This window comes from Paractinoplanes toevensis (assembly GCF_018332695.1).
In the GTDB taxonomy this organism is placed as follows: Bacteria; Actinomycetota; Actinomycetes; order Mycobacteriales; family Micromonosporaceae; genus Actinoplanes; species Actinoplanes toevensis.
Window position 1 is genome coordinate 1 of sequence record NZ_BOQN01000005.1, and the last position, 20,820, is coordinate 20,820.

The window sequence follows — 20,820 nt, forward strand, 5'->3', positions numbered from 1 at the left end:
CCGGCACGTGCCGCGACTCTCGCGTAAACGACACACGCACTCAAACCCCCGCGCGGCAACGCCCGTCGTGGCGCCCCGCCCTCACAGATCTTGTGGAGTTGCTGCTCTGTCCGCACGCTAAGTCCCCTAGGTCGCGTCGGGCCGGCTGTCGGTATCGGACATAGGCGGTATGTCGTGTTCTTCTGACCGCTGGGTGGTCCGAGCTGTGGGAGCGTTGCTCATCACGCGGGACTATGTCCGGGACACAGGGACGACTACGCAGTATTCGAGAGCAACGACCACTCTGCGGGAGGTCGTGGCCGTCGACCGGGATTGTTGGTCCTGGCCGGTAGGCGGGGTGGGGTGGGGTTGGGCCGGGCCCGCCCGCAGCGGGCGCGCGGAGGGTGAGTGGCACCTGCCGGGACCGAGTTCCACGAGAGTGCGGCGGCGCGTACGGCAAAGGTTTGATCTTCCGCGCGAAAGTGTCCCGCCCTCCGTTTCGCGGAAGTCTGGGCCGGGGTTCTGTTCCTTCTGGACGGCGAGACCCCGACCCGAGAAGATCTCTAGGTGGGCAGGGTGACGGTGCGGCGCCGGTTCGGGTCTTGGGCCGGGCCCGCCCGTAGCGGGCGCGCGGAGGGTGATTTTCGCCTGGCGGGACCGGGAGCCAGGCGGCCCGGCCCGGCGCGTACCGGAAAGAACTAAGGACGCAGGGTGAGCGGGGCGAATTTGTGGTTCTGCCAGATCTTGCGGGAGGGCTGCTCCGGGTACGGGGTTACCGCGCCGGGAACGTCGAGGATCTGGGTCAGGAACTCGTCGGGTCGGTAGGCGGGCCAGCCCGGGTCGCCGTTGGTGGCGAAAGCGGTCCAGGCGGAGCGCATCCGGGCGGACAGCTCGATGGCCTCCGGGCCGGGGGTCTCGCCCAGCAGTGCGGCCGGGCCGCCGCTGGTCAAGTTGCCGAAGACCAGGGGGACGTCCAGGCCGTGGCATGCGCCGAGGATGCCGCCCAGGCCGGGCGCGGGCCAGGTCAGCTCGTAGAAGTAGGCCCGGCCGCCGCCGGCCAGCTGCGCGTCGGCCAGGTGCAGGGTGGGCATGCGGAACAGCCAGTCGGATTGGACCAGCTCGTGGCGCTGGGCGGGGTCGAACTCCCGGTAGCTGTCGGGGGTGGGGGCCAGCAGGCGCAGGGCGGTTTCGGTCTGGTCGGGGGTCGCCGGGCCGAACATGGCGGTGAACAGCCGATGTTCGTCGCGGGTGTGGCCCGCCAGCAGGGTGACGTCGCGGGCGGCGCCGGACGCCAGGGCCTGCCACGGGGTGGTGGGCAGGGTGTCGCCGTCGACGATGGGGGCGAACAGGATCGACCGGGAGGCGGCCGGACCCCATCGGTCCGTTCGCGCGGGGGCCGTGGCGGTGACCGCGTCGCCGGCGGCGGCCAGCCGGGCCGGGTCGATCGTGGCCAGGGCGTCGGCGGTCGGGGGCAGGTCCAGCTCGGCCGCGCAGGCCTCGGCGATGTCGGCGGCCAGTTCGGGGGTGAGGAACGTGCCGGGCATGCTCTGCGCCACCGCGCCGCGGAACAGGCCGGTCGCGCGGGGCATGGCCAGCAGGGCGGCCACCGCGCCACCCCCGGCGGACTCGCCGAAGATGGTCACCCGGCCGGGGTCGCCGCCGAACGCCGCGATGTTCTCGTGCACCCACTCCAGGGCGGCGACCTGGTCGAGCAGGCCGCGGTTGGCGGGGGCGCCGGCCAGGTGGGCGAAGCCTTCGATCCCCAGGCGGTAGTTGAGGGTCACCAGGACCACGCCGGCGCGGGCCAGGTGGCCGCCGTCGTACTCGGGCCAGGCGGCGGAGCCCAGCGTGTAGGCGCCGCCGTAGATCCACACCAGGACCGGGAGTTTCGCCGCCGGGCCGGGGGCGGGTGACCAGACGTTGACGGTCAGCCAGTCGTCACCGGAAACCCCGGACGGGCCGCGGCCGAGCGCGTCGGATTGCGGTGGCGGCGGGCCGAAAGAGACCGCCGGGCGTACGCCGTCCCAGCTCTTCGCGGGCTGCGGGGCGGCGAACCGGTTCGCGCCGACGGGTGCCGCCGCATAGGGGATGCCGCGGAACACGGCGACCCCGGACTTCCAGGTGCCGCTCAATGCCCCACTCGTCACCCGCACGTCAACCATGGCGGGATCCTCACGCAGAGCGGAGACCCGCCGCCAGCGATTTACCACCGACCAGGTCCAGGCCGCCGGTGACGGCGGCGCGGCAGCTGTCGCAGATGCCGTGGGTGATCCGGGGCAGCGGGCCGGACTCGAGTTCCAGCAGGTCGAGGCGGCGGCAGCCCTCCTCCACGTCGACCCAGCCGTCGACCTTGACCCGGGCGCACCAGCCGCACATCCGGATCATCTCGCCGGTGTGGTCGGGGACCGTGGGGTCGAGCAGGGGCACGGCCGGGCGGGGCTGCCGTTGCCCGATCGCGCTGACGATGCTGACCTCGGCCCGGTCCTGGCAGGTGACGGTGGCCGTCATGATGCGGCGCTCGTCGGGTGAGTCGCAGCGGTAGGTCAGGCTCAGGGCCCGGCCGGGTTCACGGCGGGACAGCCCGAGGATCGCCCGCCACACCACGCACAGGTCGGGGCCGCTGATGAATTCGGCCAGGGTGCGGCCGATCGGCGGCGGCACGCAGCCACCGCCACCGTTGGCCAGGGCGAAGTCGTCCCAGTCCGCGCCCACACCGCTGAGCCGGTCATCGCCGTCGAAGCGCCAGCTGACGCTCATGCGACAAGTCTGGCATTTCTGCGGGGCTCAGGTGCGGCTTGCGCCGGCTTCGGGGCCGGCGACCCGCTGGGCCAGCCAGACCGGCACCACCGAGAGGACGACCAGGACGGCCGCGACCACGTTGACGATCGGGGCCTGGTTGGGGCGGAACAGGTTGTTGAAGATCCAGATGGGCAGGGTGGTGACACCGGGGCCGGCGGTGAACGTGGTCACGATGATCTCGTCGAATGAGAGGGCGAACGCCAGCAGGCCACCGGCCAGCAGGGCGGAGCGGATCATCGGGAAGGTCACGTACCGGAAGGTCTGGCCGGGTGAGGCGCCCAGGTCGGCCGACGCGTCCTCCAGGTTGACGCCGGTCCGGCGCAGCCGGGCCAGCACGTTGTTGTAGATGGTCACCACGCAGAACGTGGCGTGGCCGACGATCACCGAGAACAGGCCCTTGCCGATGCCGAGCGGCTCGATCACCGAGCGCCACGCGCTGTCCAGGGCGATGCCGGTGACGATGCCGGGCAGGGCGATCGGCAGCACGATCAGCAGCGACAGGGTGTCCCGGCCGAAGAACTTGAAGCGCTGCACGGCGAACGCCACCATCGTGCCCAGGACCAGCGCGATCGCGGTTGCGCCCAGGCCCGCTTTCACCGAGGTCAGCAACGCGGAACGGGCGCCGGTGTTGTCCCAGGCCGCCGACCACCAGCGGGTGGTGAAGTCGTGCGGCGGCCAGCCGAACGTGCGGTCGCCGTTGAACGAGTTGATCAGCACCAGCATCAGCGGCACGTAGATGAACAGCAGCCCGAGCCCCATGAAGACGCGCAGCGCGATCTTGGCAAACGGCGAGAGCGTCACAGCTCCTCCAGGGCGCCCGAGCGGCGGACCGCGACCAGGTAGATGACCATGATCACGACCGGGACGGTGGCGATCGCGGCGGCGAACGGCAGGTTGTTGGCGGCGCCGATGTTCGCGTAGACCAGGTTGCCGATCAGCTGGGACTTGCCGCCGACGATCTGCACGGTGATGTAGTCGCCGAGCGACAGCGAGAACGTGAAGATCGAGCCGGCGAAGACCGATGGGATCAGGACGGGCAGCACGATCCGGCGGAACGTGCGGCCCGCCCGGGCACCCAGGTCGGCGCTGGCTTCCAGCATCGAGTCGGGCAGGCGTTCGAGACCGGCGTAGATCGGCAGGATCATGTACGGCAACCACATGTACGACAGCACCAGGACCACCGCGAACAGGCCGTAGCCGGGACCGCCGAAGATCGAGTCCATCGGCCCGTCGTTGGCCAGCAGGATCCGCCACGCGTACGCCTTGACCAGGTACGACGCCCACAGTGGCGTGAGGATCGCGATGACCAGCCACTTGCGGGTGCGCGGGGACGCCACCTTGGCCATGTAGAACGCCATCGGCACGGCCAGGACGACGCAGATGATCGTCACGGACAAGGCCACCCAGAGGCTGCGCAGGGTGACGTTGCGGTAGACCTCCTCGGTCAGGATCGTCCGGAAGTTGGCGACCGTGAATTGCTTGGTCAATACCCCGGTGAAGCTGTTCACCGACCAGAACGCGGAGACCAGCAGCACGGCGAGCGCGCCGAGGTAGGCCACCACCAACCACAGCAGAGGCGCCGAGAGCAGCCCGGCGAGCCTCAGCCGTGGGTGGCGGTGCAGAAAGGACCCAAGAGTCGACACGTCATCCCTTGATGGTCGTCCAGGCCTGGGTCCAGGCCGAGTAGTCCTTGCAGGTCACGTCGGTACGGCCGTCCAGGCACTGCGCGATCGGGGTGGTCCAGTACCAGATGTTCTGGAAGTAGGCCTCGTCGTCGGCGTGGAACGTGGTGCAGAAGTTCTTGTCCGACGTCTGCTGGCAGGCCAGCTTGTTGGCGGGCGCCTCACCGAACCACTCGGCGACGGCCGCGTTGGCCTTCGGCGAGATGATGTGGTTCATCCAGAGGTAGCCGCAGTTCGGGTGCTTGGCCTTGGCCGAGATCATCCAGGTGTCGGACCAGCCGGTCGCGCCCTCGGTCGGCAGCACGGCCTCGACCGGCGCCTTGTCGGCCTGGGCGAGGTTGGCGATGATCTGCCAGGTGGTGCCGAGCACCGAGTTGCCGGCCTTGAAGGACTGCACCTCCTTGGTGTAGTCCGACCAGTACTCGCCGATCAGCTTGTTCTGCTCGGTGAGCAGGTCGGTGGCCGCCTTGAACTGGGTGTCGTCCAGCGCGTACGGGTTCTTGATGTTCAGTTCCGGCTTGGTCTTCATGAGGTAGAGGGCCGCGTCGGCGATGTAGATCGGCGAGTCGTACGCGGTGATCTTGCCCTGGTACGGCGAGTTGGCGTCGAAGACCGCGCTCCACGAGGTCGGGGCGGGCTTGACCACGTCGGTCCGGTACATCAGCAGGTTGGCGCCGCGGCCGTGCGGGATGCCGTAGGCGGCCCCGTCGACCGAGTTCCACTGCTTGTTCTTCAGCCCGTCGAAGACTTGGGCATAGTTCTGAATAAGCGAAGTGTTGACCGGCGCGACGTCGCCGCCGTAGATGAGCCGCAGCGACGCGTCACCGGAGGCGGAGACCACGTCGTACTCGCCGGTCTTCATCAGGGTGACCATCTCGTCGGAGGTCGCCGCCACCTTGTTGTTGACCTTGCAGCCGGTCTCGGAGGTGAAGTCGGAGACCCAGTCGACGGCCTTGTCGGTGGAGCCGTCCTCGACGTAACCGGCCCACGAGACGATGTTGACCTCGCCCTCGCCCGCACCGAGTGCGGCCAGCTTGTCGATCTTCGGGACGGACAGGCCGCCGGGCCCGGAGCCGGTGGTGCCGGAATCGCCGCCGCCACACCCGGCCAGCACGAGCACGCCGGCCGACAGGGCTGCCAAAACGAATCTATGCCGCATCCGCATTCTCCTTCTCACTGGGGATTTCGATCACGTGCTCCGCGTGCCAGCTCAGATGGACCGGCTTCCCCCGCAGCTCGGCCAGCGCGGCGGTCCCGGTGCGCTGGTTCTGCTCGACGACCGTGACCCGCACTCCGGCGTCCAGGTCGACGACGTAGCGGGTCACCGGCCCGGCGTAGATAACCTCGGCGACCGTGCCCGGATTGCCCGCTTCAGCTAACGAGATCTTCTCCGGCCGGATGGAGAATGTCCCTTTTCGACCGACAAGCGCCTCAGCGACCGGCCCCGCTAACAGATTCGATGTGCCGACAAATCCGGCAACAAAGGGAGTGGCCGGGCTCTCGTAGACGTCCGACGGCGTCCCCACCTGCGCGATCCGGCCGGCGTCGAACACCGCCACCCGGTCGCTCATGGTCAGCGCCTCGTCCTGGTCGTGCGTGACGAAGACGAACGTGATGCCGACGTCCCGCTGGATCTGCTTCAGCTCGACCTGCATCTGCTCACGCAGCTTCAGGTCCAGGGCGCCGAGCGGCTCGTCCAGCAACAGCACCTTGGGCCGGTTGACCAGGGCCCGGGCCAGAGCAACCCGCTGCCGCTGACCACCCGACATCGCCGCCGGCTTCCGAGACCCGAACCCCTCCAGGCGTACGGCGGACAAAGCTTCCTCGGCCCTGGAACGCCGCTCCTTACGAGGCACCTTGCGGACCTTGAGTCCGTACTCGACGTTCTCCAGGACGGTCATGTGCGGGAAGAGCGCGTAGTCCTGGAAGACCGTGTTCACGTCCCGCTCGAACGGCGCCAGCTTGGTGACGTCGCGGCCGCCCAATTCCACCGTGCCGCCGGTCGGCAGCTCGAAGCCGGCGATCATCCGCAGTACCGTGGTCTTCCCGGAGCCGGACGGACCGAGCATCGAGAAGAACTCGCCGTCGGCGATGGCGAGGTCGATCCCCGCGACGGCGTCCACCGCCCCGAACGACTTCCGCAGCCCGGTCAGCTTGATTGCCGGAGTACTCATGCGCTCACCATCACGAATCGAAGTTCAGTCATCTCGTGCACCGCGTAGGCCGGACCCTCGCGCGTGTTCCCGGCGTCGCGAAGTCCGCCGTACGGCTGCTGGTCGGCCCGGAAGGTCGGGACCTGGTTGATCAGCACCCCGCCGAATTCCAGCTCGCGCGCCGCGCGCAGCGCGACGCCGATGTCCGCCGTGAAAACCCCGGCCTGAAGGCCGAAATCGCTGTCGTTGGCCAGGCCGATCGCTTCCGCCAGATTTGTGTACGGCGTGACGGTGACCACCGGACCGAACACCTCCTGGCGATAGACGTCCAGGTCACGCGGCGGATCGGCGACGATGGCCGGGGTGATCGTGGTGCCGTCCCGCCGGCCCCCGGTCACCTCCGCCCCGGCCGCGCGGGCCTGCGCGAGCCACGTCTCGACGCGATCCGCCGCGGCCGCCGAGATCAGCGGCCCGACCTCGGTGTCCTTGTCGAGCGGGTCACCGACCCGTAGCGTGCCGATCGCGTTCTTCAGCTCGTGCCGCAGCTTGTCGTAGATGTCCACATGGGCCAGCACCCGCTGGGTCGAGATACAGCTCTGCCCGGCGTACGAGAAACCGCCCTGCCGCACCTGGGCGACCACCCGGTCCAGGTCGGCGTCCGGCTCGACGATCACCGGGGCGTTCGAGCCGAGCTCGAGCAGCACCCGTTTGCGCGGCGCGGTGTCCTGGATCCGGCGGCCGACCGCGACGCTGCCGGTGAACGTGATGAGCGCCGGCACCGGGTGGGCGACCAGCGGGGTGCCGGCGTCCGGGCCGGTGCCGGTGACCACCGAGATCCAGTCGGCCGGCAGGCCCGCCTCGACCAGCAGGTCGACCAGGCGGATCGCGGAGACCGGGGTCAGCTCGGCCGGCTTGAGCACCACCGGGCAGCCGGCCGCGATCGCCGGGCCCAGCTTGTGCGCGACCAGGTTGAGCGGGAAGTTGAACGGCGAGATCGCGGCGACCACACCGACCGGGTGCCGCAGCGCGAACCCGAGCCGGCCCACCCCGCTCGCCGAGGCGTCCATCGGGATCACCTCGCCGCCGAGCCGGCGGCCCTCCACCGCGGAGAACCGCAGCGTGTCGACACATCGGAGGGTCTCGGCGCGGGCGTCGCGGATCGGCTTGCCGGCCTCGCGGGCGATGGTGACGGCGAACTCCTCGGTGCGCTCGGCCAGCAGTTCGGCCGCGCGTTCCAGCACCTCGGCCCGGCGGTACTGCGGGAAGTCACCCCGGGCCAGCGCCGCCGAAGCGGCCGCCACCGCCTCGGCGACGTGCTCGGCACCCAGGGCCGGCACGCGGGCGACCGGCGACCCGTCGAACGGGCTGAGCACCTCGATCCAGTCGTCGGCGCTCACCGGGCGACCGCCGATCCGGGCCGGCACCTGCATCAAGAGGACCTCCCGGGTGGGCGGCTGTGTTGCAGGACACCGTATTTGGCGGCAGTCACGACCGTAAATGGACGCGGGAACAGTACTTACGCGGCCGCGTTGTGCGGCCGTACAGTCGCGCGGTGACCCTGCGCTTGGGCGACGTGCTCGCCGACCCCGACCTGAGCCTGCGGCTGGCCGACGGCGACCCGACGGCGCTCAACCAGCCGGTGCGCTGGTGCGCGGTCACCGAGCTGGCCGACCCGCGCCCGTTCCTCTCCGGCGGCGAGCTGGTGCTGACCACCGGGCTCAGCCAGCTCGACGAGGCGGCCCAGCGGCAGTTCGTGTCCCGGGTGGCCGACCGGCGGGCGGTCGGGCTCGGCTTCGGCATCGGGCTCACCCACGACCGGATCCCGGCCGCCACCCTCGCCGAGGCTCGCGACCATCGGCTGCCGGTGCTGGAGATTCCCTACTCGACACCGTTCATCGCGGTCGACCGGTTCGTCGCCGACCGGGTCCTCGAGGAGCAGTACGGCCGCTTCGCCGACCTGCTCGACGAGCACGACACCCTGGCCCGGGCCCTGCTCTCCGGCCGTGGGCTGGGCGCGCTGGTCGGGTCCCTGCACCAGATCCTCGGCGCACCCTGCATGGTCGTCGACGTGTACGGGCGGGTGCTCGCCACCGCCCCGGCCAGCGCGGCCTGGCCGGTCGAGCAGATCCTCTACGCGGCCCGGTCCGGCACCTCCGGCGACACCCCGCTCTCCGTGCCGGTCACAGTGGAGGACACCGTGGTGGCGTACCTGTGCTGTCGCCGGCCCCGTAGGTCCGCGGACGTCCTCCCGTACGCCGTCTCGCTCGTCGGTCTGGAACTTGCCCGCCGTCAGGCGGAGCTGGCCGGCAAGCGCCGCCTGGCCGGGCAGGTCCTCGAAGACCTCGTGCGCGGCACCATCGGTGGCGCCGAGGCCGAACGCCGCCTCTCCCCGTTCGGCATCCGGGCCGAGGACGAGCACGCCCTGCTGGTGGCCACCCTCTCGCCGGGCGGCGGCGATCTCCGGAAGCGCCTGGTGAGCAGTCCGCCGATGACCGGCGCGACGACCGCGGTGCTGGAGGATTGTCTGCTGGTCGTCCTGGACCCGGGGCAGTCGGCGCGGGAGGCCGCCCTGCTGCTGCAGGACTACCTGAGTCGGTACGGCTCGGACGTCCGGGTCGGCATCGGCGGCTGGTACGCGGGGACGACCGGCCTGCGCTGGAGTTATTACGAGGCGCACGAGGCGATGAACCGTGGCCCCGGCATCAACGACCGCGAGCAGATGAGCCTGTCCGGCCTGATCGTGGCGAGCGAGGACGTGCCGCTGCGCGACCTGGCCAGTGAGGTGCTGCGGCCGCTGCACGACTTCGACGCCGCGCACGCCGGCTCGCTGGTCGCGACGCTGCGGGCGTACCTCGACGCGGACGGCTCGGTGGCCGCGGTGGCGGCCCGGCTGATCGTGCACCGCAACACCGTGCGCTACCGCCTCGAGCAGATCGAGAAGCTGACCGGCCGCTCACTGGCCCGCACCGCCGACCGCGTCCAACTGTGGCTGGCCCTGGCCGCCGCCGACCTACTTCGGTAGACGCACCGTCACGGTGGTGCCGGTGGACTCGTGCGAGGCCAGCGCGATCGTGCCGCGGTGTCGTTCCACCACCACCCGGCACAGTGCCAGGCCCAGCCCCGAGCCCGGGATGCCGGTGTGCCGGGCGTTGCCGCCCCGGTACAGCCGCTGGAACAGTTTCGCCTGCTCCGACGCCGGGATGCCGACGCCGGTGTCGCTGACCGTGAGCACCACGAGATCGCCCTGGTCGACCAGGGTGACCCCGACCGCCGAGTCCGACGGGCTGAACTTGACCGCGTTGCCGACCAGCGCGTCGACCACCTGCCGGAGCCGGGCGCGGTCCCCCGGCACGGTCACCTCGTCGAGGCGGTCGGTGTTGACCACGACGCCCCGGTCGGTGGCGGCCGCGGCGATTCCCTCGGCCACCACCTCGGTCAGGTTCACCGCTTCGGACGCGAGCGCGAGGTGCCCCGATTCCAGGCCCGCCACGTCCAGCAGCCGGTCCACCAGGTTCCGCAGCCGGGTGCTGTTGCGGTGCACCACCTCGAACAGGTCGCGCAGCTCGACGAACGGGGTGTCGTCCGGCGACTCGGCGATCAGATCGACGTACGAGCCGATCGAGGTGAGCGGGGTGCGCAGCTCGTGCCCGGCCAGCGCCATGTACTCGTCGGTCGCGGCGGCCAGGTGCAACGCGAGACCCTCGGCCCGGCGGTGCTCCAGGAACGCGCCGATCACCGCGGCGATGCCGGTGAGCAGCATGCCGAGCGCCGGGTCGGACTCCTGCCGGTTCCGGGAGAAGAACGAGATCGCGCCCACCACCCGCTCGCCGCTGCGCACCGGGACCGCGCCGGCCGAGCGGTAGGCGGAACTCTCGGCGACCTCCGGCAGGATCGGCGCCTCCGGCGCGTGCAGGTCCGGCACCCAGATCAGCTCGCCGGTCTGCCAGCACAGCCCGGCCAGGCCGAGCCCCCGGCCGATGGTGGCGGGCAGCGGCAGCGCCGGCTCATCCGGCGCGCTGTACAGCGCGGCCGGGCGCAGCACGTCGGCGTCCTCATCGGCCAGCCACAGCCGCAGGTACGGCCAACTCAGGGTGGTGCCGATCGCGGCCAGGATGCGGTCACCGGCGTCCGGCGCGTCCGGGTCGCTGGCCAGCACGCTGAGGACCTTGTTCTTGCACACCTCGTACTGCCGGGTGCGGTGCCGGGTGGTGACGTCGTGCGCGGCCGAGACGGCGGCGATCACCGTGCCGTCGGCGCCGCGGACCGGCCGGGCGTTGACCAGGTACCAGTGCGGGCGGCCGTGCGGATCGTAGGCCAGCAGCTCGACATGGTTGACGTCCTCGCCGCGCATGGCCCGCCAGATCGGCCACTCGTCGGCCGGCACCTCGGTCCCGTCCGGGCGGCACATCCGGTGCCGGCGGGCGACCTCGTCGACCGGCGTACCCGGCTCGTCGACGCCGAGGACGTCGCCGAGCGCGCGGTTGACCAGCAACTGCCGGCCATGCATGTCGAACACCAGCACGCCGGTGTCGATGCAGTCGAGCACGGCATCGAGCATGGAATGGCCGATGAGCGGCGTCTTGAGCGCGTTGAGGTGGCCGCGCAACGCCTCGCTCAGCTCGGGAACACCGAAGGGCTTGCCGATCACCCCGAGCGCACCGGTCGCGCTCAGCCGCGGATCTCCCGGCAGGAGGTACGCGGTGATCAGTACGACCGGGGTCGGCGCCAGCTGCGGGTCGGCCCGGATCGCCGCGCAGAGTTCGAGCCCGCTCATGTGCGGCATGTCGACGTCGGCGATGAGCAGGTCGGGCCGGTGCTTGCCGACCGCTTCCAGGCCCGAGCGCCCGTCGTTCGCGACCACGACGTCATGGCCGAGCCGCCGGACGACTTCAGCGATGACCCGCTGGTGATCGAGGTTGTCCTCGGCTACGACGACGAGTGCCACTCTCGCAGGATAAATCAGACAAAACGCCCGGCGGCGGGTTTCCGGGTAGCTTGATCGGAGTGCCGGGAAACAATGTCGGGCTGCGCTCCGAGCGAGGACCGGTCCTCGCCGCCGTAATGCTCACCACCGCTCTGGTCGCCATCGAGGGCACGATCATCGCCACCGCGGTGCCCTCGATCGTCAAGGACATCGGCGGTTTCACCGAATTCCCCTGGCTCTTCTCGATCTTCCTGCTGGCCCAGGCCGTCTCGGTGCCGATCTACGGCAAGCTGAACGACCTGTTCGGCCGGAAACCGGTCATCCTGTGGGGCATCGGGCTGTTCCTGGTCGGCTCGATCCTGTGCGGGGTGGCCTGGGCGATGGGACCGCTCATCGCCTTCCGGATCGTCCAGGGCCTCGGCGCCGGCGCGATCCTGCCGACCACCATCACCATCGTCGGCGACCTCTACTCCGTCCGCGAACGAGCCAAGGTGCAGGGGTACGTCGCCAGCGTGTGGGGTGTCGCCTCGGTCGTCGGACCCACCCTGGGCGGCGTCTTCAGCGAGTACGTCTCCTGGCGCTGGATCTTCTTCGTCAACATCCCGCTCTGCCTGCTGGCCGCCGGCGTCTTCGTACGCTTCTTCCACGAGCGGGTAGAACGCGGTCATCCGGTGATCGACTACCGTGGCGCCGGCCTGCTCGCGCTCGGCCTGGCCCTGGTCATCCTGGGCGCGTTGGAGGGCGGTCAGGCATGGGCCTGGAACTCCCCGGCCAGTCTGCTCATCCTGGGCACCGGGCTCGCGTCGCTGACCGCCTTCGTCCTGGTGGAGCGGCGGGCGGCTTCGCCGGTGCTGCCGCTCTGGATCTTCCGGCGGCGCCTGCTGGTCTCCAGCGGCCTGATCTCGGTCGGCATCGGCGCCATCCTGTACGGCCTGAGCTCCTACGTACCGACCTACGTGCAGGACGTGCTCGGCGCCGGCCCGCTCATCGCCGGTTTCGCCCTGGCCACCCTCACCCTCGGCTGGCCGATCACCGGCAGCCAGGCCGGCCGGATCTATCTGCGGCTCGGCTTCCGGGCCTGCGCCCTGATCGGCACCAGCCTGGTCGTCGTCGGCTGCGCCCTGCTGCTGCTCCTCGGCGGCACTTCGCCGGTCTGGGAAGTGGCGTTGTTCTGCCTGGTCATCGGCCTGGGTATGGGGCTGACCGCATCGCCCACATTGATCGCCGCGCAGTCCAGTGTGGGCTGGTCGGAGCGGGGCGTGGTGACCGCCAGCAACATCTTCCTGCGCTCGCTGGGCAGCGCGGTCGGGGTGGCCGTCTTCGGCGCGGTGGCCAATGCGACGGTCGGTTCCGGCCCGGTGGATCCGGCCGCGCTGACCACCGCGGTGCACCGCATCTTCATCGGCCTGGTCATCGTGGCCGTGGTGATCGCCGCGCTGGCGGTGCTGATTCCACGCTCGGCCGATCAGTCGATCGCTCCGGCTCCGGCTCCGGCTCCTCTGCAGAACTGAGCAGCGCGACCAGCTTCAACGCCCGCTCCGACCGCTCCTTGCTGCCGACGAGCACCACGAACGAGGCGATGCTGAGCGGTGCGAGCACGCGACAGCCCAGCCGGTAGGTGAAATACACGGCGATGATGGGCAGCGCGGCCGACCGCGACTCCCCGACCAGATCGATGACCCACTGAGGCACCATGGTGGCACCGCCACTCTCCGCGACGAAACTCAACCGGTTTCGCACCATGTCTCCCGTCCGCCAGGAGCGGGAGCATGCACTCAGAGTAGCCGCATGGTCACAACAGCACTACTGCTCGGCGGGGCGGGAACAGCGCCACCACCAACGCCGCCAGTCCCAGCAGGCGCAGGGTGGCGTCACCCGCCACGAAGACGGACCCCCAGCCCTCGCCCCCCGCCGACCTCTCGACCGGCACGACCGCGACCATCACGACGGCCGCGTTCCGCTCCCCCGCGTGCTTCTCTCCCGGGTGCAGGAAGCGCTGCTCGGCCCGATCCTGCGTGACGTCCCGGAGGGTGGCCGCACTGCACAACTCCCACACCGCCGTGTCGTCCGGCCCCAGCGTCGGCTGACCACAGCTGACCATGCGGTCCGGCGCACCGAACTCCGCGGCCGCACCCACCGCACCACCGGCGAACGCGAGGACGGCCAGCAGACCGACTCCGGCCCGGCCCAACCGGTGCGTCACCAGCGCCGCGTTCGCCGCGACCAGCACCAACACCAGGGCCACCACCGACAGCCCGAGCAGGGCGATCCCGGCCCGGCCCGGCCGATCCGTGATCGCGAACTCCGCGAAGACCGCGACCACCACGGCCCCGGCCAGCGCCGCCGGCCAGAGATGCCGTCGCCGAAGCCCCGGCGCCGCGGTCCCGAGCACCGCCACCGCGAGAAGTGCGGCACCCGCCGTCAGCAGCAGCACGGCAACCACACCCGCATGCTCACCCACCGCGATCGGCCAGCCGAATCCCTTGGCGTCGATGTCGATCGCCGCGGCCGCCAGCGTCAGCGCGGCGAGCCCGGCCAGGCCCGCCCGTTGCGGCCAGCCACCCGCCTCGCGCTCCACGGCCAGCCCGAGCAGAGCCGCCGTCGCCAGCGTGCCGGCGAACAACAACAGCTCACGCTGGAGCGTCACCTGCACCGCCAGCACGGCCGTGCTGGCCAGGAAAAGCCATACCCATCGCGAAACGCGCACCGCGGCATGATCCTGCATATCCCACCGGGCGGCTACCCCGCCGCCACCAGCTTCGCGGTGATGGGTTCGAGTACGGCGATCAGCTCGTCGAGCTCGGCCGGGCTGAGGGCGTCGTACGGCGGGGCGGCAAGTTCATCGGTCAGGGCTTCGATGCGCTGCCGGGTCTCCCGGCCCGCGTCGGTGAACCGCCCGTCGGCGTCCACCAGCCCGCGCTCCCGCAACCCGTCCATGACCGCGGCCAGACGCCGCTTCGGCAGGTGGTGGATGCGCCCGAAGGACTCCGCCGGGTAGATGCCCATGGCCAGCGCGCTGATCACGTGCGCCTCCGTGCCACCGATGCCGGCACCGACGAGAGCGGCGATATGCCCGTCACCGCGGTGCTCGCGCAGCATGGTCGCGGAATGCCACAGCCGGGCGATCGGGTCACCCGGCACGGCGAGGGTGCGCATCCCGGCGTACATCACCCGGCCCGCGGTGGGCGCGCTCGTCGCGGCCTTGGTGATCAGATCGGCGGCCCGCACCAGGCCCGCGGAGCGACCCAGCTCGTCGCCGAGAATCCGCCGCAGGGAGGCCGCACTGCCCCGCTCCCGCGCGGCGACCGACGCCTCGGGCGGAATCTTCTCCCACGCACTCGGGATGTGCCGCGCGGCCTCCCCCTCGGCAAAGTTGTAGAAGGCCGCGTGCACGACCTGAGCCGGCACCCGCCCCAGCGGCGCGGCGCGACTGGCGAAGTAGCCGTCCCAGTAGGTGCGGTGGCCGAGCGCGGCCAACTCCTGGTTGCACTCGTCGGCAAAGAAGGTGACCAGGCAGATCGGCTCCAGAAGTTCGAACATACGACGGGCGAGACCCTGGCGGGTGGTGGACATCGCGAGGCTCCTTCTCGGCGGGCCGCCCGGTGCGACCTCCTGCCTACCCTCCCTACGATCGAACAGACCCGGATCCGACAGGTCCCGCGCGACCGACCTCGCCGCGCTCGGGCGGCAACGGATTTTGTCGTACCCGGGCCATAGTGTGCTGGGCGTGACGACGGTCGAGGATCGGTTGTACTTCTACTCCGGCTCGGCCGATCTGCCGCCTGGGCGTGGGGTGCACGAGCGGGTCGCCGACCCAGCCACCTACGCCGCGCTGGCTGGCGTACGGCACTGGCGGCGCATGCTGTCGAACTTCTGGCCCGCCGAGTTCACGCTGGACGGGCGCACCTGCCGCACGGTCGAGCACGCGTTCCAGGCGTCGAAGATCGCACTCGTGGACCCGGCGCTGGCCGAGCGGTTCGCGCTGGAGAGCGACACCGAGCTGGCGCGCGGCGACGGGGCGGCGGCGCGCAAACACCGCAAGATCGTGCTGTTGGACGACGTGCGGCTGCGCCAGTGGGACGGGTGCAAGAACGCGGTGATGCGCGACGCGATGCATGCCAAGTTCAGCCGCCACGAGGCGCTGCGCGCGGTTCTGCTGGCGACCCGGTCGGCGCAGCTGTGGCATGGCACCGGCCGTGGTCAGCCGCCCGCGCGCATCGACGACCTGGAGACGATCCGCGACGCGTTTGCATGATGACTCGACGCGCCGCAATGGTCACGCGGCCGGACCGTAGACGTCAGTCGTCGCTGTCTTTCTTGACGGTCGCGGTGATGAAGGAACCCGCTTCCACCATCGAGCCGGCCTTCGGGTCCTGTGACACGACAACCCAATTCGAGTCGATCACCGGTATCCGGTTCGCGCCTGTGGCGTCTTCCGCCGGAGCCACATGCAGGCCTGCGGAGCGCCAGAGATCCTGTGCTGACTGATAGTCCAGGCCGACCCCGGGCGGCACTTTGATCTTGGCGGCCTTCGGTGCCTGGGTCGTGACCGTGGAGGTCGCCTCCTCAGCGCTCGCCCCTGCCACGGAGGGCGTGGTCACCACCGGAGTCTGCTCCGGAGAGGTTTCAGGCGCACCGCAGGCGGCCAATGCCAGCGCGGCCGCTGTCATGGCGGCGGCAGAAGGCGCCCGCCATAAGCCATGGCCAAAGCGTCGACCAGGCACGTTGCCTCCATGCTCCCGTTGACTTCGGGGTCGGCTCGGGTCTCGACCGGTGGACCGACCGTCAGCCTCACGCAGTTTCACGGGCGATGACGTACACGCTGTCCGTCCCCGACCCGAGAGCTCTTGCCAGCACCAGGGCGGTCAGCACGGCGGCCGTGTTCAGGACGCCGTGGGTCAGCACCATCCAGGTCAGGTTCAGGTGCGGCACGGCGATCAGTTGACCGGCCGCGTAGAGCAGGGCCAGGGCCAGGGTGACGACGCTCAGCGCCAGCAGCAGCCGGGCCGCCCGGCCGGCGCGGGTGGCGATCGCCAGCCAGAGACCCGAGCTCAGCAGGCCGGCCCCGACGAGCTCGATCAGGTCGCCCACGTCCTGCCCGAGGGGCGTCCGGCCGGCCAGGAAACCGAGGCCCACGACCGCCACCCCGGCCGGTACCAGGAGCCGGGCGGCGCGGTGCCGGTGGTCGACCAGGGAGACCAGCAGAAGGGCGCCGAACCCGGCGACGTGGAAGTGCGCGGCGGTGAGACCGAGCACCCCCAGCGGGAAGCCGAGCAGCGCGACCCCGGCCCGCTCGGCCAGCAGGCCCGCCGCGGCCACCGGCAGGCAGGCGGCGGCGAAGGCCACGAGCCGATCGCGCCGCACCACCACCGGCACCGCCAGGCAACCCACCAGATAGGGCACGCAGAGCAGGCCGGCGACCACCCCGCGCGGCAGCAGGAGCGCCACCACCGCCGGCACCGCCACAACCGGCCACCACCGCACCAGGCGGCCGCCGCGGCCGAGCGCACCCAGCCCGAGCGGCACGAACGACAGCACGCAGACCGCCACCACCAGGTGCAGCCCCACCCATCCGGGTCCGGTCAGCCGGTCCATGACTCCCCACTTCTTTGAACGTGTTCAAAGAAGACGATAGCGTGCCGCGCCACCGCGGCTCAAGGTGTCGACCTGACCTGGAAGACCCTCCGTCGCCGACAGCGGCGGCCGCGGCAAGGTTTACGGGACCGTCGGCGCACCGACATCATCAGCGGCGCTACGGCCGCCTGGCATGGGTCGGACCACGAGTTGGAATCCGCGTCTCGTCCCCATCGGGCGGCTTCCCGGCCGTGAGGTACGACTCCCGAACGTTCTGGAGGGCCGACAGGTCGCCGGGCGACCAGTCCCGGAGACCGACTCCTCCCCAGGACGACGATGCGGTTTCCGCGCAGGGTCCAGAGGGTGTTCTCCGGCATGAACTCGGCCAGGTCGGCGCAGCTCGTGACGTGCTCGCGCACGGTGGTCAGCTCGATGGCGGCCTTCACCGCCGGAGCGGCCAGTGCCAGTACCGCAAGCGTTCCGACGCCGGCGACGCGCCACCGACGGCCGGCGACACCCGTTCCCGCAGGTAGCCGACGTCGCTGGAGTGGAGATCGACGGCTACGACGGCCACCACCGCGAGGCCGGCCGGCACGGCCGGCCACAGTCGCCGCGGCCGCAGGCCGGACGCCACGGTTCCGAGCAGCGCCACCGCCAGCAGGGCTACTCCGGCGGTCAGCAGCACCACCACGGTCTGCCCCGAGTACGCGCCCAGCGACGTCGGCCAGCCGAAACCCCGGGCGTCGGCCTCGACCAGGCCGGCCACCTCCGACCGGGCACTGTTCAGTCGGCCGACGGGCGGCGTGGTGGGCGCCAGTTCTCGGCGATGCGGTCCATGTTCTCGACCTCGGGCGGCGGGACCGGGAGTGGCGTGGTGCCGAAGCGCAGGCCGTCCAGGAGGAGCGTCAGGTACCGGCGCCAGAGGCCGGGGGCGATCGGCTCGGCGTACTCCAGCAGGGCCGCGACCATGAACTGGGTCAGCACCAGGTCGACGCCGGCGGCGTCGGCGCGCACCACCCCGGCCTCCTGGCAGCGGGTGACCAGCGCTTCGACCCGGGGCGCCAGCATCTCCCGGATCTCGGCGACGCGGCGACGGCCGTAGGCGCGGCTGAAGGCGATGTCCCGCAGGCCGCGGTCGGCGGCCATCGCGGCGGTGGCCCGTTCGACGAACTCGGTCAGGCCGGTCCACGGGTCGGCGTGCCGCAGGCCGTCCTCGGCCCAGCCGACGATCTCCTCGAGCCGGGTGTCGAACAGCGCCTCGACCAGGTCTTCGCGGGTCGGGAAACGGCGGTAGACCGTGCCGACGCCGAGGCCGGCGTGGTGGGCGATGTCGTCGAGCATCACGTCGACCCCGCGGGCGGCGAACACCTCCTGAGCAGCCTTGAGGATGCGCTGCCGGTTGATCTCGGCGTCCCGGCGCAGGGGTTTGGTCACGAGGTCAGCGTAATGCGCGCCTCAATCTGGAGGAAGTTCCTCAACTTACCCGGTACGCTCGCCGAAATAAGTGGAGGAACATCCTCAACTAATCGGAGATACGCATGACTTTGGTGGCAGAAAAGGCGCCGGCCCACCACGCGCAGCGGTGGCTGATCCTCGGCGTACTCGGATTGGCGCAGTTGATGGTGGTCCTGGACGCCACGATTGTGAACATCGCGCTGCCCTCGGCGCAGCAGGCACTGGGCTTCTCCAACGAGAACCGGCAGTGGATCGTCACCGCCTACGCCCTGGCGTTCGGTGCCCTGCTGCCCCTCGGTGGCCGCATCGGCGACCTCCTCGGCCGCAAGACCGCTCTGCTCGTCGGACTGGTCGGGTTCGCGGTGGCGTCGGCGGCCGGTGGCGCGGCCGAGGGCTTCGGCATGCTGGTCACGGCGCGGGCCGCGCAGGGTGTCTTCGGTGCGCTGCTCGCCCCGGCCGTGCTGTCGCTGCTGACCACGACGTTCACCGATGCTCGCGAGCGCGCCAAGGCGTTCGGCATCTACGGCGCGATCGCCGGGGCCGGTGGCGCCATCGGGCTGCTGCTCGGCGGCGTGCTCACCGAGTATCTCGACTGGCGCTGGTGCATGTACGTCAACGTGCTCTTCGCGGTGCTCGCCGTCGTCGGCGGCCTGGCCCTGCTGCACAACCAGCGCGACGCGGAACGCGACCGCCTTGACGTCCCGGGCGCGCTGACCGTCTCGGGCGGACTGTTCGCCCTGGTCTACGGCTTCGCCAACGCCGAGACCCACGCCTGGGGCGATGTCATGGTGTGGGGCTGGCTGGTCGCGGCCGTGGTCCTGCTGGCCGCGTTCGTGGCCGTCGAAACCCGGGTGGCGCACCCGCTCGTCCCGCTGCGGGTGCTGCTCGACCGCACCCGGGGCGGCGCGCTGGTGTCGGTGCTGGTGCTCGGCGTCGGCATGTTCGCCGTCTTCCTGTTCCTTACCTACTACCTGCAGCAGAACCTCGGCTTCTCACCGATCCGCTCCGGCGTCGCCTTCCTGCCGATGATCGGCGCCCTGGCCGTCACCGCGACCACGGCCACCAGCCTCGTCGTGCCCCGGGTCGGGCCGCGGCCGCTCGTGCCGGCCGGCTTCGCAATCGCCGCGGCCGGCATGCTGTGGCTCACCGGCCTGGCCGTGGACTCGACCTACGCCGCGAACATCCTCGGCCCGCTGATCGTCATCGGCGTGGGCATCGGCCTGGCCATGGCGCCGTCCATGACGGCCGGCACCTCCGGCGTGGCCGCACACGACGCCGGGGTCGCGTCCGCCCTGGTCAACACCGCCCAGCAGGTCGGCGGATCGGTCGGCACGGCGGTGCTGAGCACGATCGCGGCCTCGGCCGCCACCGACTACCTGGTCGGCCGGACCCCGAGCCAGGAGCTCCTGGCGGCGGCCGCGGTCGACAGCTACACCACGACGTTCGCCTGGGTGGCCGCCTTCTTCACCGTCGGCGCGATCATCGCCGCCCTGCTGCTGCGCTCCGGCCCGCTGCAGGTCGACCCGGACGCCGCCCCGACCGCCCACATGTGAGGCTCACCGGCGACTCCATTTCAAGAAAAGCGGCCTCTCCCGTACGCGGGAGAGGCCGCCTTCGTCGATACGCGGGCTCAGCCTCAGCGGGCCGCGCAGAAGTCGTGCAGGGCGGCGGCCCCGGCCGGGTCGATCCACTCGAAGGTGCCGCGCAGCTGATCGGCCCGCTGGTCGACGGTGGTGACGGAGGCCGTCAGCAGGCCCCACGGCATCGCCACGTGCAGCAGCGTCCGGGAGATCCCGTCGGGCAGCCGCGGCCGGTCGGTGACGCGCAGCAACACGCCTTCGGTGGAGATGTCCTCGACCTCGGCGGCGATCGCGACGAGCCCGGAGCCGGCCTGGGCGGTGCCGGTCGCGGTGTAGCCGCCGGGATGCCGGGCCGCGGAGCGCCGCTGGACGATGTCGGTCGGAGTGTCGCCGAGGACGGTGAGCAGGCTGCCGCGCAGCTCGGCCTCGACCCAGGTGACCCCGATGCTGCTGACCAGCTCGAGCACCCCGGCCCGGCGAACACCGGGCTCGTCGAGGCTGAGCACCGGGATCGGCGGCAGCTCGGCCACGAATTCGGCCCGGATCTCGGCCAGACTGATGAGCGCGAGCGATTCCACGCCGGCGCCTTGGTCGTAACAGCGCAGGGTGAGCGTGCTTCCTGCCGGAACAGTGATCATGCTGGCGCCTTTCGGCCGCCGATCGCCACACCTGAG

General features: G+C 71.0%; 19 protein-coding genes. 4 read left to right on the top strand and 15 right to left on the bottom strand.

What is annotated here, in order from left to right:
- Nucleotides 1–677 precede the first annotated feature (677 nt).
- The 7 genes from Ato02nite_RS01975 to Ato02nite_RS02005 are packed head-to-tail and all read right to left on the bottom strand — an operon-like array spanning nt 678 to nt 8,043.
- Nucleotides 678–2,141, bottom strand: a complete 1,464-nt coding sequence (locus tag Ato02nite_RS01975) for a carboxylesterase/lipase family protein (RefSeq protein WP_213004585.1) — start codon at nt 2,139–2,141, stop codon at nt 678–680.
- A 10-nt stretch (nt 2,142–2,151) separates the two neighbouring features.
- Complete coding sequence (locus Ato02nite_RS01980; protein ID WP_213004586.1) at nt 2,152–2,736, bottom strand: hypothetical protein; 585 nt, start codon at nt 2,734–2,736, stop codon at nt 2,152–2,154.
- A 27-nt stretch (nt 2,737–2,763) separates the two neighbouring features.
- Nucleotides 2,764–3,579: an ABC transporter permease gene (locus Ato02nite_RS01985; RefSeq protein WP_213004587.1), complete on the bottom strand. Its 816-nt coding sequence runs from the start codon at nt 3,577–3,579 to the stop codon at nt 2,764–2,766.
- Complete coding sequence (locus Ato02nite_RS01990) at nt 3,576–4,421, bottom strand: ABC transporter permease (protein ID WP_213004588.1); 846 nt, start codon at nt 4,419–4,421, stop codon at nt 3,576–3,578. The genes Ato02nite_RS01985 and Ato02nite_RS01990 overlap by 4 nt, the downstream gene beginning before the upstream one ends.
- Before the next feature lies 1 nt (nt 4,422).
- Nucleotides 4,423–5,619 (bottom strand): ABC transporter substrate-binding protein, encoded by a 1,197-nt coding sequence (locus Ato02nite_RS01995; RefSeq protein ID WP_246605985.1) that lies wholly within the window; start codon nt 5,617–5,619, stop codon nt 4,423–4,425.
- Nucleotides 5,609–6,634, bottom strand: a complete 1,026-nt coding sequence (locus Ato02nite_RS02000; RefSeq protein WP_213004589.1) for an ABC transporter ATP-binding protein — start codon at nt 6,632–6,634, stop codon at nt 5,609–5,611. The genes Ato02nite_RS01995 and Ato02nite_RS02000 overlap by 11 nt, the downstream gene beginning before the upstream one ends.
- Nucleotides 6,631–8,043, bottom strand: coding sequence for an aldehyde dehydrogenase family protein (locus tag Ato02nite_RS02005; protein ID WP_246605987.1), 1,413 nt, complete (start codon nt 8,041–8,043; stop codon nt 6,631–6,633). The genes Ato02nite_RS02000 and Ato02nite_RS02005 overlap by 4 nt, the downstream gene beginning before the upstream one ends.
- Before the next feature lie 122 nt (nt 8,044–8,165).
- Here Ato02nite_RS02005 and Ato02nite_RS02010 point away from each other — a divergent pair, with 122 nt between their 5' ends.
- A complete protein-coding gene (locus Ato02nite_RS02010; RefSeq protein WP_213004590.1) occupies nt 8,166–9,635 on the top strand; it encodes a PucR family transcriptional regulator in 1,470 nt (489 codons plus the stop codon).
- Here Ato02nite_RS02010 and Ato02nite_RS02015 read toward each other — a convergent pair.
- A complete protein-coding gene (locus Ato02nite_RS02015) occupies nt 9,624–11,558 on the bottom strand; it encodes an ATP-binding protein (protein ID WP_213004591.1) in 1,935 nt (644 codons plus the stop codon). The two genes, Ato02nite_RS02010 and Ato02nite_RS02015, sit on opposite strands and share 12 nt — an antisense overlap.
- A 59-nt stretch (nt 11,559–11,617) precedes the next feature.
- Between Ato02nite_RS02015 and Ato02nite_RS02020 the strand changes: the two genes are divergently transcribed.
- Nucleotides 11,618–13,048, top strand: coding sequence for an MFS transporter (locus Ato02nite_RS02020; RefSeq protein WP_213004592.1), 1,431 nt, complete (start codon nt 11,618–11,620; stop codon nt 13,046–13,048).
- Between the two features lie 281 nt (nt 13,049–13,329).
- Here the strand turns inward: Ato02nite_RS02020 and Ato02nite_RS02025 are convergent, their stop codons facing one another.
- The gene (locus tag Ato02nite_RS02025; protein ID WP_213004593.1) at nt 13,330–14,244 is read right to left on the bottom strand and encodes a hypothetical protein; all 915 of its coding nucleotides are present in this window, start codon (nt 14,242–14,244) and stop codon (nt 13,330–13,332) included.
- Between the two features lie 32 nt (nt 14,245–14,276).
- Nucleotides 14,277–15,110, bottom strand: coding sequence for an SCO6745 family protein (locus Ato02nite_RS02030; RefSeq protein WP_246605989.1), 834 nt, complete (start codon nt 15,108–15,110; stop codon nt 14,277–14,279).
- Between the two features lie 154 nt (nt 15,111–15,264).
- On the opposite strand from Ato02nite_RS02030, the gene Ato02nite_RS02035 reads away from it, so the two are divergent.
- Entirely contained in the window at nt 15,265–15,792 is a 528-nt protein-coding gene (locus tag Ato02nite_RS02035) for an NADAR family protein (protein ID WP_213004594.1), read from the top strand.
- Nucleotides 15,793–15,835: 43 nt separating this feature from the next.
- Here Ato02nite_RS02035 and Ato02nite_RS02040 read toward each other — a convergent pair whose 3' ends face one another.
- The 4 genes from Ato02nite_RS02040 to Ato02nite_RS02055 all read right to left on the bottom strand — a co-directional run bounded on the left by Ato02nite_RS02040 (nt 15,836) and on the right by Ato02nite_RS02055 (nt 18,545).
- On the bottom strand, nt 15,836–16,138 hold the full coding sequence (locus tag Ato02nite_RS02040) for a PASTA domain-containing protein (protein ID WP_213004595.1): 303 nt from the start codon (nt 16,136–16,138) through the stop codon (nt 15,836–15,838).
- A gap of 190 nt (nt 16,139–16,328) precedes the next feature.
- Complete coding sequence (locus Ato02nite_RS02045; RefSeq protein WP_213004596.1) at nt 16,329–17,132, bottom strand: YndJ family transporter; 804 nt, start codon at nt 17,130–17,132, stop codon at nt 16,329–16,331.
- Nucleotides 17,133–17,553: 421 nt separating this feature from the next.
- On the bottom strand, nt 17,554–17,877 hold the full coding sequence (locus Ato02nite_RS02050) for a hypothetical protein (RefSeq protein ID WP_213004597.1): 324 nt from the start codon (nt 17,875–17,877) through the stop codon (nt 17,554–17,556).
- 17 nt (nt 17,878–17,894) lie between these two features.
- A complete protein-coding gene (locus Ato02nite_RS02055) occupies nt 17,895–18,545 on the bottom strand; it encodes a TetR/AcrR family transcriptional regulator (protein WP_213004598.1) in 651 nt (216 codons plus the stop codon).
- Nucleotides 18,546–18,649: 104 nt separating this feature from the next.
- Between Ato02nite_RS02055 and Ato02nite_RS02060 the strand changes: the two genes are divergently transcribed.
- Nucleotides 18,650–20,119: an MFS transporter gene (locus Ato02nite_RS02060; protein WP_213004599.1), complete on the top strand. Its 1,470-nt coding sequence runs from the start codon at nt 18,650–18,652 to the stop codon at nt 20,117–20,119.
- An 83-nt stretch (nt 20,120–20,202) separates the two neighbouring features.
- Here Ato02nite_RS02060 and Ato02nite_RS02065 read toward each other — a convergent pair whose 3' ends face one another.
- Complete coding sequence (locus Ato02nite_RS02065; protein WP_213004600.1) at nt 20,203–20,784, bottom strand: hypothetical protein; 582 nt, start codon at nt 20,782–20,784, stop codon at nt 20,203–20,205.
- Nucleotides 20,785–20,820 lie beyond the last annotated feature (36 nt).